The sequence below is a fragment of the Acetobacter ghanensis genome, from assembly GCF_001499675.1.
GTDB lineage: Bacteria > Pseudomonadota > Alphaproteobacteria > Acetobacterales > Acetobacteraceae > Acetobacter > Acetobacter ghanensis.
Map to the genome: position 1 here is coordinate 2,175,169 of NZ_LN609302.1, position 13,757 is coordinate 2,188,925.

Below are 13,757 nucleotides of genomic sequence, written 5' to 3' on the forward strand. Positions count from 1 at the left end.
AGGGGAAAGAGGCTAAAAATCAATGCGTCCAGTTTTGGATACGCTTGTAACCAAAATTATCGGCGTAAACTTTGGGCCGACGCAGGCGTTCAGCAGGCTGCTCCACTTCGTAAGCAATCTGCTCACGTTGGGCATAAGCTTCTGCTGCTTCACACGTATCAAACATCAGGCGAAGTTGGGAGCGGGTATCTGCGCTGCCGGTCCACCCCATAAGGGCGTCCTGCTTACGTGGGGCACTTTGCCCATACTCAAACACCCACTGCCGGGTGCCTGCCAGACCAGACTGACCGGCTGGCTTGGACTGCTTATAAATACGCGCTGGCATGATGTGCCTCCCGCTTTATTTATGGTCGGGGCGCCCGGACTCGAACCGGGGGCCTCGTGTACCCAAAACACGCGCGCTACCAGGCTGCGCCACGCCCCGAACAAGCGGGAAACTAGGCGTCTATTTGCAAACTGGCAACCCTACCGCGCCAAAAAAATTACTCCGCACACTCTTTTTTGTTGCTGACCAGCGGCGGAACAAACAACGGAGCCGTATCCCACGGAAAAAGAACCCACGTATCCTGCGGGACTTCCGTAATAAACATATCGGTCAGGGGCTTACCGGCAGGTTTAGCATACAGGCAGGCAAAATAGGCTTTGGGCAGGCATTCACGCACAAAGCGCGCCGTTACGCCAGAATCGACCAGATCATCAATAATCAGGAACCCTTCCCCATCCCCTGCGGCTTCCGGGGCTTTGATAATCTGGGGGCGTCCCTTTTCTTCTTCATCATATGTCACGACGGAAATCGTTTCGATCAGCCGGCACCCCAACTCCCTTGCGGCAATGGCGGCGGGGATCAGACCGCCACGCGTTACGGCAACAATGCCTTTAAATGGCATTCTGGGCACAAGGGCCGCCGCCAGCGCTCGGGCATCCCGATGCAGTTGTTCCCATGTTACCGTGGCATAATGCACAGCCATAAACACAATCCTTTATGATCAACCTGCGATCAGGGCCCTGCCCCGCGCTCTTATGCGCCCTCTTTAGCAGGAAGATGTGCCAGTTCCTACAGAGTGTTGCGCACCCGCAATCACCCCTGTGTCACCATGGCTAGTGATTTATAAAAATATCCGTGGTCAGAAGAATGGGAGAAAAAACGGGTATTCAGTCATCATCCTCATGACCGGGAACATCCCCTATCCGCTCCAGATATTCAGGCTCTCCGTAATCGCCTATTTCCTCGTCCACCTGCATACGCACAACAACGGCACCTGCAACATGCAAGATACCAGAGCGGATTTTTTCAATCCGCCTCCGTGCATCATCCACATTCGGACACAGAATGGGGGTCCCTGCCCGTAAGACAGCCCCCTGCCGCACAAACGGCTGAAACACGATCCGCTCCGCCAAAGCCACGCTCGCCTCCCGCATACATTGTTCTTATTTTGTTCTAACCTATGTGCGCAGCAAAGCAAAGCGGATAATGCAGCCATCCGGTTACGGAATGGACTTACCTTTGCACCGTGCCCTCCGCAGCCAGATGCGGTAGCAACATGCCATATTGCTCCGCATAGCGTGCCGCGAACACATCCCGCTCCAGCCGTTCGCAATAGTCCAGATAACGGGTTAACGCTTTTTCCGCTCTGAGCGTACGGCCATACAGCCGTTTGTAATGCCGCCAAAGCATAAGCACGTTAACCGACCATGCATCGTAACTATGCTGCGTCACACGCTGCTTTATACTTGGAGGAAGCGCATCAAACGCCTGCCAGTCATTCCCATCATAGCGCCGCCAGACTTCATGCCGCAGAGTACGTTCATTTGTAGGAGGCAATGGCCGGGTCATTCTGCCTCGGCCTCCCTCCGCCATACGGGGAACGGGTCAGGCAGGTGGGCATATGCCTCGGGGTCAAACGACGTTACGGGCGCATCGGGCACGAGGCAGTCATTCAGAGCCGCCCGTATTGCAGCCTCATCCATATCCTCCGCGCCAATAAACACCATTTCCTGACGTCGGTCGCCATAAACCCGGTCCCACTTGGAGACCAGCATATCCTGCCACTCCTGATTATCTGGCCAATGCTGGGTAGGAATAGCCACCCACCAATAGCCAGCGGCCTCTGTCCGCACCAATGCACCAGCCTGCCCCAGCTCCCCCACCCAGTCCGGCCGGGTTGCCAGCCAGAAATATCCTTTACTCCGCACAACACCCGGCCATGCGTAGTCTATAAATTTCTTGAATTTTTCAGGAATAAACGGACGCCGCGCACGAAAAACAAAACTGCGAATGCCGTATTCCTCCGTCTCGGGAACATGACCCGCAAAACCGTAAAGCTCTTTGTACCAAAGCGGGTTTTTATGAGCCTTTTCATAATCAAAGCGGTGGGTATTCAAGACTCTCTCAAGCGGCACAACGGAATTGTCTGTTTCCAGAATATCTGCATCCGGATTCAGGCTTTTTATAATCTGCCGCGCTGCCACGCGCTCCTCGGGTGTGGCGCTGGAAACCTTGTTGAGCACAACAACATCTGCGAATTCAATCTGTTCAACCAGCAGAGAAACCAGCGCGCGGTCATCCTCCTCCCCCGCAATCTCACCACGATCTTTGAGAAAATCGGTTGAACTGTAATCTTTAAGCAGATTGGCAGCATCCACCACGGTAACCATTGTATCCAACCGTGCGATATCTGACAGGCTATTATCCGCCTCATCCCGGAACTCAAATGTTGCGGCTACAGGAAGCGGCTCTGCAATGCCGGTTGATTCGATAAGCAGATAATCAAACTGCCCTGCCTGAGCCAACCGGCGCACCTCTTGCAACAGGTCATCCCGCAGGGTGCAGCAGATACAACCATTGCTCATTTCCACCAGCTTTTCATCCGTGCGGGACAGATTGCCTCCGTTACGCACTAGATCCGCATCTATGTTCACGTCGCTCATATCGTTCACAATAACCGCGACCTTGTGCCCGGTCCGGTTATTGAGAATATGGTTGAGCAACGTTGTTTTTCCGGCACCCAGAAAACCGGACAGGACGGTAACAGGCAATCTGGTGGGCATGAGGGAACCTTACTGTTGCGAGAGTATGGCGTCACCATATATGTAATAATATAACATTACAATTATGCGCAGTAAAAAAAGGCTGCGCACCCTGTACGCAGCCTGCTCAGCCTCAAAAGGACATGCACGCCATGCCCTATGCCTCTTCCGTGCGTTAAGGGTTTGTAAGATGTGTATAGAGAATAGAGCAGCCAATGCCGATTAATGCGACGCCACCCAGGATTTCGGCGTAGCGGCCAATCCACACACTGGCATGGCGGCCGATAATAACGCCTAATGTGGCAACAACGGTTGTAACCCCCCCAATAACAAGGCAAGCCGCCAGAATATTAACCTGCATAACCCCCAGACTGACCCCTACAGCCGTAGCGTCTATACTGGTAGCCAATGCCGTTGTAACAAGCCCCAGCACCCCACGCTGATGCCGCGCTTCCATAACAGCCTGCTCTGAATCGTCCTGATCATCCTGCTTGAAGGCAAGCCGGATCATGTTGCAGCCAATAACCAGCAACAGGCCAAAAGCAATCCAATGATCGACGGCGGCAATCCATGTGCTGAGCGCCAACCCCAGAACCCAGCCGATAACCGGCGTTATGGCTTCAAAAAAACCAAAGACAGCGCCAATACGTACAGCATCATTCAAACGGGCGTTTTGCACTGCGGCCCCTTTGCCAATAGCAGCGGCAAAAGCATCAACAGACAGGCTGAGACCAAGAACACCCAGCGTGAAAATACCGGTCATGAGACATCCACGGGCCGCAAGAAACACAAACAGCAGATGGAACTCCCCCGGCCACATCTAGGGTATCCACTGCCGTTGGTCTTGCCTGGCGTTTTGAGACAAAACGCTGCCTTCACCATGGCCCGAAAGCCAAGCTTGTTGATGAAGGCCCCTCATAACAGAGGGTAACTACTCCCCAAGGACGGAGCGATGCCTACCAAGTGCGAAACGAGATTGCAACCCTTTGTTTATTCGCCATTCATCCACAGGCTTACCCACGCAAGCATCCTCAGAATCTGTGGATAACACGCAGGCCAAAGGGCAAGCTGGAGGCAAAAGAGGCCTGCCCCCAGCCTGTCTGGGTTTTAACGTGCCATACCGGAGGAAATAACGCCGCTCACCACACCGGCAATAACGCCACTGGTGATGCTGGTCAGCAGGTACTGGTCACCATACTGCATCCAACGGTAGCCGGAGGGAGGCGCGTACAGGCCGCGGTGGCTATGCCAATCATTAACGTACCAGCGACTGTTCACTGGCCCATCATACCGGTCCCCACGCTGCCAGCGGCGGTTCATGTCATAATTATCGGCATTAACGCCCGGACCGCCTCGCGCCCCACCACGACCGGGGCCGGGGCCTGCCTGTGGCCGGGGAGGATTATGCATACCCGCGTTCCCATGCGGCCCCTGCTCCCCACCGGAGCCACCACCCGGACCGCCCGGCCCCATGCCCTGCGCATAGGCAGAAGACCCTACCAGTAAAAAGCCATTAAGCATAACGGCGACAAGGAGCTTTGTGTTCACCTGTTCTGTTCCTTTTGGATCCAAGCCATGTATGGCTTTTCACGCTGAGTCTTGGTTAATTTTGCGGCACCATTGTGGCATCTGCCCCGGCCTATAAACATGACGTGACCGGCAATGGTTCCCTCCCCCCAACACATTGCCATGCCTCATCTTTTTTAAAAAACATTTCTCCAACCACACCAATTCCATGGCGTGTTTGACACGGATATGGGTTTAATGCCCAAAAATGATATTGCAAGTTATTCTCATTTCTATATAGCTCCGACCAAAATTTCCACCGTGTGAGTCCTATAATGAGTTTCCGTGCACTCTGCCTGAACACACTCTGCCTTTCGAGCCTGCTTTGCGGGCTTGGGTCAGGCGTCTTCTCGCCGTCTTCCGCCCTTGCTGAAGAAGGATTGCCCAAGCACGAAACCACGCAGCCGACCTCCAGCGCAAAGGCCGAGACCAAACACCCCAAACAGATACCATCTGATCAAAAACAGGCCGCTTCCAACATAAACGATCCCAAACGAGAGGATCTGGTTGTAACGGCCTCGCGCACAAACCGGATGTATGTCTCCAGCGGTGGGGATCTGGGGGCATTGGGGAATAAAAAAGGCCTTGATGTACCGTTTAATATCCGCAGCTATAATTCCAGCCTCATTCTGAACCAGCAGGCGCAGACACTCGGTGACGTTCTGCTCAATGACCCGACAGTGCGCACAACAACGGGGTATGGCAATTACGCCCAGCTGTTCCAGATCCGTGGCTTTACGCTGTATGGCGATGATATTGCCATAGACGGGCTTTACGGCGTTACACCCCGCCAGCTTGTTTCTCCCCAGCTCTATGAATCTGTACAAGTCCTGAACGGAGCAAGCGCTTTTTTGAACGGAGCAGCCCCCGGAGGCTCCGCCATTGGGGGGAATGTTAACCTTATTCCCAAACGCGCAGGCGCTACGGACATAACCCGCATTACCGGGGATTATACCAGCAGCGGGCAAGGTGGTGGCGCGTTTGACGTAAGCCGCAGGTTTGGCACGGACCGGGCTTATGGCTTCCGCTTCAATGCCGCTGGCATGGATGGAGATACGCCCATTCGTGGTGAACGCCGTGCGGATATTGCACTGGGCGGCGCCTTTGACTGGCATAATGACGACACGCGCATCAACATGAGCATGAATTACCAAAAACAGCAGGTTTTTGGTGGGCGCAGCGCCATTATTGTATCCAGCCTTGCGGCAGGTATGCCTGTTCCACGGGCCACCTCCCCTTCAGCCAACTGGGGGCAGCGCTGGGCCTATACAGACCTGTCCTATCTGTTCGGCACGCTGAACCTTGAGCACGACTTTGGAAAACACATTACTGTTTACGGAAAGTTTGGTGCGCAGGGCGGAAATGAAATGGGCGATTATGCCACAACCACGCTCAGCAATTCTCATACGGGTGATGGTAGCGTCGGCGCGATGGCAACAGCCTATAATGTGATGAACGAAGCCACACAGGCTGGCGTGCGTGCCCACGTGAACACAGGCTTTATCAAGCACGAAATCAACGCCGGTGGCTCCGCCATCTGGCAGGAGGCAGATGCAGCCTACGCCATGGACCTGAGCAGCGCAGCAGGCAACATCTACCACCCCACGCAGTTCACACCGAACGAAAGCTTTACGGGAGGCAGCCTAAGCCACCCCGGTCGCACGGCATGGAACAAGCTCTACAGCCTCTTCCTATCCGATACGATGACATTCTGGCATGACCGAATTGCTCTAACGGGGGGCTTCCGTTACCAGAATATCCTATCCGATGGATATGACTACAATACAGGTTCGCAGTTAACACACTATAGTTCTGGCGCCTTTTCCCCAGTCATTGGGCTTGTTATTCACCCGGTCAAGCATTTTGCTCTGTATTTCAACCGTATTCAGGGCCTTTCCGCAGGCACAACGGTAGGGTCAACCTATGTGAATGCTGGGCAGGTTTTTGCCCCCTATGAGAGCACCCAGTACGAAGTCGGCGCAAAATATGACATTGGGCGTTTTTCCGCCGGTGTTGCATTTTACCAGACCTCCATGCCTTACGGCATGAGCGAACCCTACAAAAACACCAGTCAGGTCATCTACACGCAGGACGGCAAACAACGGAACCGCGGCATGGAGTTGACCTTTAATGGGGAAATTATCCGGGGGTTGCGCTTCAATGGCGGCCTTACACTTATTGACGCCAAGCAGATGCGCACGTCCGACAATGAGTATAACGGCAAAACCGCCATTGGTATTCCAAACTACACCATCAACGGCAATCTGGAATACGATGTACCTTTCCTCAAAGGGTTGACCTTGGTTGGGCGGGTTGTCAGCACCGGCAAGCAGCAGTTCAACAATGCCAACACGGCGCATCTTTCTGCATGGTCCCGGTTTGATCTGGGTGCGCGTTATACCTTCCTTGTTCGCAACAAGGCTCTGACAGCGCGCTTTGAGGTCGATAACGTGGGCAACCAGCGTTACTGGGCCTCTGTTTACCAAAGCTACCTGACTATGGGTGACCCGGAAACATTCAAGTTCTCCGTAAGCGCTGACCTTTAAAAGCCCATGACTTCAGCCCCGGTGCGGACGAACCAATAGCCACGCCGGGGCAAGACTAGCCTCCCCCAAAATGACCAGAACCGTTGCGCATACACATTCACCCCTGTACTAACGGTGCATGACGTTTCAGATTCCTAACAATATCGTCATATATACATATTTGCTTTATCTGTTCTTTAATTAATACTTAAATAGCATTCTCAATTCACATAACCTTCTTACAGCCCCATAAAAACCGAATTGAAACATTAAATTATATTCTGTATTTTGCGAAAAAATTTATAGTCAAAAGAGATTATTTTGCTCCACTCCCTTACGTCCCGGATCGTTTTTGTCGGTTCCATCGTCAGCGTTAATCTCATCTGTCTTTCCGGGCTGCTCCTCTCGGCTTCCAACAGCATGATCGCGAGCTTTGAGTGGAACAGCCATAAGCAGAAAATTACCGAAATCGTATCCGAAACTCTCTCCGACCTGCGGGAAGCGCAAGCCGAAGAGCGGGGCTACCTGCTGACTACGGACCCCTCCTTTGCCAAGGATTTTGATGACCGCGTGGCATCGGCCCTCTCCAAGGTCAACATTCTGGAGCAACTGGTACAGGACAACCCTGTCCAGCACGAACGCGCCCAAAGCCTGCAAATTGCAACCAACGAACGCATTGACACCCTGACAAAACAAATTGCGCTCGCACGTCAGGGCCGGTTTGATGAGGCCAGATCCCGCGTTGTCATTGGTCAAGGCCGGGTGGACATGGCCATTATTGTCCAAAAAGCCGATGAAATCCGCCAGACAGAACAAGAGCTGCTTATTGCGCGGGAGGCCACAGCCCGGGCGCATGTTAACTGGAACCGCAAGCTGGTCATTGGCGGCTGCCTGATTATTGTGCTGTTGGTGAATGGCCTGCTGTTCATTGTGCTCAATGGTATGCGCCGCTCCATCAGCCTGATTGTGCACGCCATGTCTGACTTTGGTAATGGCAACAGAACCGTGCGCGTTAACGAACAGATGGGCTGCACCGAGTTTGACATGCTGGCCCAAGGTTACAACACCATGGCCGACCGGCTTGACGCCGCCATGCAGGCGCAGGAAGCCAGCGACCTCAAACTGCACAAAGCCAATACAGAACTCAAACGTAACAACGAAGCCATGGAACTGCTGGGCGAAATGGCGCACCGCCTCCAGGCTGCCCGCACGAGTGAAGAACTCGCAGCCATTATTTGCGCCTTTGTACCCCGTGTGCTGCCCGGCATACCCGGCGCTCTTTACACCCACAACCACACCACAAACCAGCTTGAACGCATTGCACAGTGGGGCAACGCCTCCGTTGGCTGTGACAGCCTACTCCCATCCGACTGCTGGGCATTGCGCCTTGGGCAGAGCCACTCCGTCTCCACCCCCGGTGGTGATGTGACATGCCAACATGTTGCCTGCGATGTAAGCACGTACCACTGCGAACCCCTATTTGCGAGCGGTGAGGTCGTGGGCCTTCTTTATTTGCAAAGCACTGTGGAGGAGGAAAACCGCTTCCGCCTTGTTGCTCTGGTGGAAAACATTGCCTCTGCTCTGGTCAACCAGAACCTGCAAAAAGACCTGCGTGACCAAACCATTCATGACCCGCTAACAGGTCTGTTCAACCGCAGGTACATGGAAGAAAGCCTGAAAGCCGAGATCGCCACCGCCACACGGGATGACACAGCCCTAGGCCTGATTATGGCCGACATTGACCACTTCAAACATATTAATGATGAATTTGGTCATGACGCTGGGGACATGGTTCTGCGCACCATTGCCTGCGAAATCCAGAATTCTTTTCGTAGTCATGATATTGTCTGCCGGTTTGGGGGCGAGGAATTTCTGATTATCACCACCTCTCACCCACTGGAGACCCTGATCCAGCGGACAGAAAGCCTACGGAGCAGCCTGTCTAAACTGGAACTCCACTATAACGGACAGTCGCTTGGCAAAACCACCATGTCCTTCGGCATTGCAATGTGGGACAAAGCACTCCACCACACGGCATCCGACATTATCCGCCAAGCCGACGCGGCCCTTTATCAGGCCAAAAAAGATGGCCGGAACCGCATTGTGGTCGCCTGAACGACTGTTTTCTACACCCTACAATCCAGACACTGGGCGATGCCAAGGGGCAACATTTTATAACCCCTTGATCTCCTACGCCAACCAACCCACTCTATGGTTAAAGCCATCATGGCATCCTGTGCGAGGCTTCATCTGCGGCCCAACACACGGCATTGCATGGGATAATTGAGAACGTAGGACAAAACCATGAACCTTCCGGATATTCTTAAACACCGCCATACAACCAAAGCATACGACAAAAACCGTAAAATACCGGCTCCGGTTGTGGTGCAACTTCTGGAAGCCCTGCGTTACAGTCCTTCCTCCGTTAACTCCCAACCATGGCATTTTTTTGTTGCGGACAATGATGAAGGCAAGGCCCGGATTGCCAAGGCAACCAGCGGCCCCTGCGCCTTTAATGCCCCAAGGGTTATGAATGCGTCACACGTTATTGTCCTGAGTGCACGCACCTCCCTGCCGCCAGAATATCTCGAAACACTTGCGGATCAGGAGCAGGCTGACGGACGCTATGCGGATGAAGAGGCGCGCGCTCAGGCCCACAAAGGGCGGGCCTTCTTTGTTGGGCTGCATGAACAGGCGGGAGATGTTGCAACGTGGTCCCAAAAACAGACCTATATTGCTCAGGGTTTTCTGCTTTTATCCGCAGCACTTCTTGGCGTGGATGCGACCCCCATGGAGGGTTTTGACGCCGCCATTCTCAGCGAAGAACTGGGGCTGAAAGAGCAAGGTCTGGCACCCGCCGTTATTGTTGCACTCGGCTATCATTCCGATGCGGATTTTAACGCCAAGCTTCCCAAATCACGCCTACCTGAAAAAGCTGTTTTCTCACATCTCTAGAGCAGAGCATCCTCTTCCCGGCCATGTCTTTACGGCTGGGAGGGGGACTTATTCCCCCTGACTACGACCCACCGTTTTCGTGCAGTGGATCCTCATTAATTTTCATTCTTTTGACAATATGAGCAAGCTCACGCGCGTAAGCTGTGCGGACATTGGTTACGGCTTTGTCCACCCGCTCCTTGGGGTGCTTCTGGCATTCATCACGAATAGCTTTGGATAAACCCTTGGTCACCTCATCTGGCGGCCGGGACTCTATCATTTTATCTCCCGAGTAATCACCATGCTCGGAGTTGAGGTAGTCTATACAAATACCATTGGCGTTGTTGGTTGTTTTCTCCATCAACGCTTTATAATCCCCGTCCTCTTCATTCTCCTGCGCCATGGCGGGAACTGCGCTGAAGGCAAGCAAACTACCTGCAACAAGAAGAAACAGTTGTTTACGCATTGTTCTCGCTTTCCATCTTTCTGACCGCATGGCGCACGACTACGGGAGCATAACCATGATCTGAGCCTGCCAACCGCGTTGCGCAAGACCCGACGGAAATGAAAAAAGCGTGTGTTAACCGCTACAAGATGCGAGCAATGCTGTTTATAACCTCTCGCCAATCAAGATAGCGCTTGAAAACCAACTCACAAATACGCCCCTTACAGCAGGAATAGTTAAATCCTACCATAACCTTCAAGGCTCGCTTTACTCATAACGGAGTAGCCCAGCGCGTAAATTTCTCACGATATTTTTTGAAAAACATAAGATAAATTCACATTATATACATAATGAGTGTGAAAATTATCCAGTCAGCCATTCTTCCGCTCTTCAGATGACGACCAGACAAAACGGTTTGACCTGAACCATCAAAATTAATCACCCTGTATAACCAGAGCTTCAAGGCTCTCCCTAGCAACGACTTGCCTCAACCGTTGCCATTTTAAGCCCGGCATCTGGCGGCATACCTTCCGTTACCCACACGTAGGAAGATTTTACCTGCTCGTTACCCACATAAATGCGCTCTCATTCAGAACAAGATCAGAGCGCGCGCTAAAAACAGGGGAAACAAAACGCAGTAAGACCTGAAAATCCAAGCCTATGCCGATATGTGGGAGTTTCTGGAAAGCCCAATGGCGGAAGGGGTGGGATTCGAACCCACGGTACGCTCTCACGCACGCCGGTTTTCAAGACCGGTGCCTTAAACCGCTCGGCCACCCTTCCTTACCTGCGGAGACGCACGCCTTATAAACAGGACGCAATGGGTTTGTCCAGCGGGCAAAACAGGAGAGTTCCGCCCTCCACGCTTGCCCTCCACGCCGTGGAACTGTACAAGCCCCAAACAGAATAGCCATTCCTCTCAGGAACGAAGTATGAAACAACAGGCAAACCTGATCCGCGCCGGTCAGGTCATTGAGCATGATGGCCGTCGGTGGACGGTACTGAAGCAGCAGATCATCACCCCCGGCAAGGGCGGTGCGTTCATCCAGGTTGAAATGCGGGATCTCAAGACCGGCAACAAAACCAACGAACGCTGGCGCACGGCTGACACGGTTGAACGTCTGATGACCGAAGACCGCGAATATCTGTATTCCTACACAGATGGCGAACTGCTGGTTCTGATGGACCCCGAAACGTTTGAACAGCTCTCGGTCCCGACCGAACTGCTGGGCGATCAGGCTCCCTTCATTCAGGACAACATGACCATCAACCTGCGTCTGGTTGAAGGCGACCCGGTTGGCATTGACCTGCCGCCGCACGTAACGCTGGAAGTGGTGGAAGCGGACCCGGTTGTAAAAGGCCAGACCGCCAGTTCCTCCTACAAGCCCGCCATGCTGTCCAATGGTGTCAAAACCATGGTGCCGCCGTTTATTGAAGCGGGTGAGCGTATTGTGGTCCGCACGGAAGACGGTTCTTACGTCGAACGCGCCAAGGACTGATTTTTCCAGGTTTTTTCTCTCCAGAGCAGGACTTAATTACAGTGGCCATGCGTCTCTCCCCCGTCATGATGGTGATGCAAACCGCAGCCCAGAAGGCGGCCAAGCGTCTCCTGCGCGATTTTAACGAAGTCGAGCAGCTTCAGGTAAGCATCAAGGGGCCGGGTGACTTTGTTTCCCAGGCGGACCTGCGTGCAGAACAGACCCTGCGCGAAGAACTGGAACGGGCCCGCCCGGGCTACGCCTTCCTTATGGAAGAATCCGGTGAGTCCGGCAGTGATAACTGGACATGGCGCTGGATTGTGGACCCGCTCGATGGCACGTCCAACTTCCTGCACGGCGTTCCGCACTGGGCCATCTCCATTGGTCTGCAGCGCCGGTTGCCCGATGGCAAGATCGAGCTGGCCGCTGCTCTGGTTTACAACCCGGCAGCGGGCGAAATGTTCTGGGCCGAAAAAGGCAGCGGGGCTTATCTGAACGAACGGCGTATTCGTGTTTCCGCCCGCCGGGACATGCACGAATCCCTGTTTGCAACAGGTATCCCCTTTGCCAAGGTTCCTGCCCGCCAGCGCCTGCCGTTTGCCCGCGTTCTGGGCAACCTGATGCCCCGCGTTGCCGGTGTGCGCCGCTTTGGTGCTGCTGCACTGGATCTGGCGTGGGTCGCGGCCGGTCGTTATGAAGGGTATTGGGAATTCGGCATCAAACCGTGGGACTGTGCGGCAGGTGTTCTGATCGTGCGTGAAGCGGGCGGTCAGGTGACTGACCCGGATGGCGGTGATCTGGATGACCTGCCCGATGATGTGATGATCGTTGCGGGCAATGGACACATGCACGGCAAACTGCTTGAAATTGTTGCCGACAGCCTGAAAAATACGGACTGAGTTCCCACACAACACCAGACACCGGGCTACGCACTGTTGGTGAGAGACGCAGAATGACCCAACCTTTGCCGCCTCTCACCAGCGGCGTACCGGTAACTGACAAAACAGATCAAACCACAACAACGGACTGTCCGGCCTGCCACGACCATAAAGCGTCCCTCTCCTTCAGCAAGGACGGCTACGACCTATTCCGCTGCCCGGACTGCGACTTTCTGTTTGTTCATCCATACCCCAGCAACGCCACGCTTATAGACTTTTACGAAACGACATACCGTGGCGCATCCTCCGAATTCTATCCAAAATCCTTCAGCCGTCGGTGGCGGGGCTGGTGGCGGAGCCTCCAGTTCATTCGCTACGTAAGAGGCCGGGATGTTCTGGATCTGGGATGTGGCGGCGGCTTTATGGTCGAGGCTTTTAACCGGCTCGGTGCTCGTGCGTCCGGCCTTGATATCAGCCAGAACAGCATTGCCTATGCGCGGCAGCTTGTGCCTCAAAGCCAGTTTTATTGTGAGGACCTGACGACCTTTCGCAAACGGAATCTGACATTTGACTTTGTGTTCAGTTCCGAAGTGCTGGAGCACCTCCCCGGCCCTACAGAATTTATGGAAACACTTGCCGCCATAACCAGACCCAATGGGTATGTGTATGTTTCCGCGCCAGATATAGGGCACCCGGCCGTGCCCCAGAACCTTCCATCATGGTCAGACATCTGCCCGCCTGAACATTTGCAGTTCTTCAACCACAACAATCTTCTTATGGTTTTCAGGCAATATGGTTTTGTCATGGAAAAAACCATGAAGAGCCGCACACCAGCACATTCGGTCATTTTCCGGCGCGCCTGCTCTTAATGGTCACAGTTGCTGCTCTGCTCTGGCATTTGCCG

Annotated in this window: 14 protein-coding genes, 2 tRNA genes and 1 riboswitch; of the genes, 6 read left to right on the forward strand and 10 right to left on the reverse strand. The window is 53.7% G+C overall.

The window, feature by feature from the left end:
• Positions 1-19: 19 nt before the first annotated feature.
• The 8 genes from AGA_RS10165 to AGA_RS10200 all read right to left on the reverse strand — a co-directional run bounded on the left by AGA_RS10165 (position 20) and on the right by AGA_RS10200 (position 4,575).
• Positions 20-325: an ETC complex I subunit gene (locus AGA_RS10165; protein ID WP_059024208.1), complete on the reverse strand. Its 306-nt coding sequence runs from the start codon at positions 323-325 to the stop codon at positions 20-22.
• Positions 326-347: 22 nt separating this feature from the next.
• A tRNA-Pro gene (locus AGA_RS10170) sits at positions 348-424 on the reverse strand.
• Positions 425-482: 58 nt separating this feature from the next.
• Positions 483-968 carry a xanthine phosphoribosyltransferase gene (gene gpt, locus AGA_RS10175; protein WP_059024209.1) on the reverse strand — a complete coding sequence of 162 codons (486 nt, stop codon included), beginning with the start codon at positions 966-968 and terminating at the stop codon, positions 483-485.
• A gap of 184 nt (positions 969-1,152) precedes the next feature.
• Positions 1,153-1,419 carry a hypothetical protein gene (locus AGA_RS10180; protein ID WP_194299245.1) on the reverse strand — a complete coding sequence of 89 codons (267 nt, stop codon included), beginning with the start codon at positions 1,417-1,419 and terminating at the stop codon, positions 1,153-1,155.
• A gap of 79 nt (positions 1,420-1,498) precedes the next feature.
• Positions 1,499-1,834 carry a DUF6525 family protein gene (locus tag AGA_RS10185; RefSeq protein WP_157065342.1) on the reverse strand — a complete coding sequence of 112 codons (336 nt, stop codon included), beginning with the start codon at positions 1,832-1,834 and terminating at the stop codon, positions 1,499-1,501.
• Positions 1,831-3,048: a zinc metallochaperone GTPase ZigA gene (zigA, locus tag AGA_RS10190; RefSeq protein WP_059024211.1), complete on the reverse strand. Its 1,218-nt coding sequence runs from the start codon at positions 3,046-3,048 to the stop codon at positions 1,831-1,833. Before zigA ends, AGA_RS10185 begins: the two co-directional genes overlap by 4 nt.
• A 154-nt stretch (positions 3,049-3,202) precedes the next feature.
• Positions 3,203-3,790 carry a manganese efflux pump MntP gene (locus AGA_RS10195; protein WP_059024823.1) on the reverse strand — a complete coding sequence of 196 codons (588 nt, stop codon included), beginning with the start codon at positions 3,788-3,790 and terminating at the stop codon, positions 3,203-3,205.
• A gap of 87 nt (positions 3,791-3,877) precedes the next feature.
• Positions 3,878-3,979: riboswitch (yybP-ykoY riboswitch) on the reverse strand.
• A 155-nt stretch (positions 3,980-4,134) separates the two neighbouring features.
• On the reverse strand, positions 4,135-4,575 hold the full coding sequence (locus tag AGA_RS10200) for an RcnB family protein (RefSeq protein WP_059024212.1): 441 nt from the start codon (positions 4,573-4,575) through the stop codon (positions 4,135-4,137).
• Positions 4,576-4,868: 293 nt separating this feature from the next.
• Here AGA_RS10200 and AGA_RS10205 point away from each other — a divergent pair, with 293 nt between their 5' ends.
• The 3 genes from AGA_RS10205 (at position 4,869) to nfsB (ending at position 10,073) form a co-directional block, all read left to right on the forward strand.
• Positions 4,869-7,139, forward strand: coding sequence for a TonB-dependent receptor (locus tag AGA_RS10205; protein ID WP_059024213.1), 2,271 nt, complete (start codon positions 4,869-4,871; stop codon positions 7,137-7,139).
• A gap of 300 nt (positions 7,140-7,439) precedes the next feature.
• Positions 7,440-9,233, forward strand: a complete 1,794-nt coding sequence (locus AGA_RS10210; RefSeq protein WP_157065343.1) for a sensor domain-containing diguanylate cyclase — start codon at positions 7,440-7,442, stop codon at positions 9,231-9,233.
• Positions 9,234-9,422: 189 nt separating this feature from the next.
• Complete coding sequence (gene nfsB / locus AGA_RS10215) at positions 9,423-10,073, forward strand: oxygen-insensitive NAD(P)H nitroreductase (RefSeq protein WP_059024215.1); 651 nt, start codon at positions 9,423-9,425, stop codon at positions 10,071-10,073.
• 61 nt (positions 10,074-10,134) lie between these two features.
• Here the strand turns inward: nfsB and AGA_RS10220 are convergent, their stop codons facing one another.
• Positions 10,135-10,518: a hypothetical protein gene (locus AGA_RS10220; RefSeq protein ID WP_231945786.1), complete on the reverse strand. Its 384-nt coding sequence runs from the start codon at positions 10,516-10,518 to the stop codon at positions 10,135-10,137.
• A gap of 672 nt (positions 10,519-11,190) precedes the next feature.
• Positions 11,191-11,280, reverse strand: a tRNA-Ser gene (locus tag AGA_RS10225).
• 149 nt (positions 11,281-11,429) lie between these two features.
• On the opposite strand from AGA_RS10225, the gene efp reads away from it, so the two are divergent.
• From efp to AGA_RS10240, 3 genes are read left to right on the forward strand one after another with little or no spacing between them, the layout of a single operon-like run.
• Positions 11,430-11,996: an elongation factor P gene (gene efp, locus AGA_RS10230; protein ID WP_059024216.1), complete on the forward strand. Its 567-nt coding sequence runs from the start codon at positions 11,430-11,432 to the stop codon at positions 11,994-11,996.
• 47 nt (positions 11,997-12,043) lie between these two features.
• On the forward strand, positions 12,044-12,874 hold the full coding sequence (locus AGA_RS10235) for an inositol monophosphatase family protein (protein ID WP_172793763.1): 831 nt from the start codon (positions 12,044-12,046) through the stop codon (positions 12,872-12,874).
• Positions 12,875-12,927: 53 nt separating this feature from the next.
• Positions 12,928-13,722 carry a class I SAM-dependent methyltransferase gene (locus AGA_RS10240; protein WP_083503617.1) on the forward strand — a complete coding sequence of 265 codons (795 nt, stop codon included), beginning with the start codon at positions 12,928-12,930 and terminating at the stop codon, positions 13,720-13,722.
• Positions 13,723-13,757: the final 35 nt, after the last annotated feature.

Excerpts from the sequence above, each read along its gene's own strand:
- zigA (WP_059024211.1), bottom strand. The coding sequence starts at position 3,048 with ATGCCCACCAGATTGCCTGTTACCGTCCTGTCCGGTTTTCTGGGTGCC.
- AGA_RS10180 (WP_194299245.1), bottom strand. The coding sequence starts at position 1,419 with ATGCGGGAGGCGAGCGTGGCTTTGGCGGAGCGGATCGTGTTTCAGCCG.
- gpt (WP_059024209.1), bottom strand. The coding sequence starts at position 968 with ATGGCTGTGCATTATGCCACGGTAACATGGGAACAACTGCATCGGGAT.
- AGA_RS10195 (WP_059024823.1), bottom strand. The coding sequence starts at position 3,790 with ATGACCGGTATTTTCACGCTGGGTGTTCTTGGTCTCAGCCTGTCTGTT.
- AGA_RS10220 (WP_231945786.1), bottom strand. The coding sequence starts at position 10,518 with ATGCGTAAACAACTGTTTCTTCTTGTTGCAGGTAGTTTGCTTGCCTTC.
- AGA_RS10165 (WP_059024208.1), bottom strand. The coding sequence starts at position 325 with ATGCCAGCGCGTATTTATAAGCAGTCCAAGCCAGCCGGTCAGTCTGGT.
- efp (WP_059024216.1), top strand. The coding sequence starts at position 11,430 with ATGAAACAACAGGCAAACCTGATCCGCGCCGGTCAGGTCATTGAGCAT.
- AGA_RS10235 (WP_172793763.1), top strand. The coding sequence starts at position 12,044 with ATGCGTCTCTCCCCCGTCATGATGGTGATGCAAACCGCAGCCCAGAAG.
- nfsB (WP_059024215.1), top strand. The coding sequence starts at position 9,423 with ATGAACCTTCCGGATATTCTTAAACACCGCCATACAACCAAAGCATAC.
- AGA_RS10205 (WP_059024213.1), top strand. The coding sequence starts at position 4,869 with ATGAGTTTCCGTGCACTCTGCCTGAACACACTCTGCCTTTCGAGCCTG.
- AGA_RS10240 (WP_083503617.1), top strand. The coding sequence starts at position 12,928 with ATGACCCAACCTTTGCCGCCTCTCACCAGCGGCGTACCGGTAACTGAC.
- AGA_RS10185 (WP_157065342.1), bottom strand. The coding sequence starts at position 1,834 with ATGACCCGGCCATTGCCTCCTACAAATGAACGTACTCTGCGGCATGAA.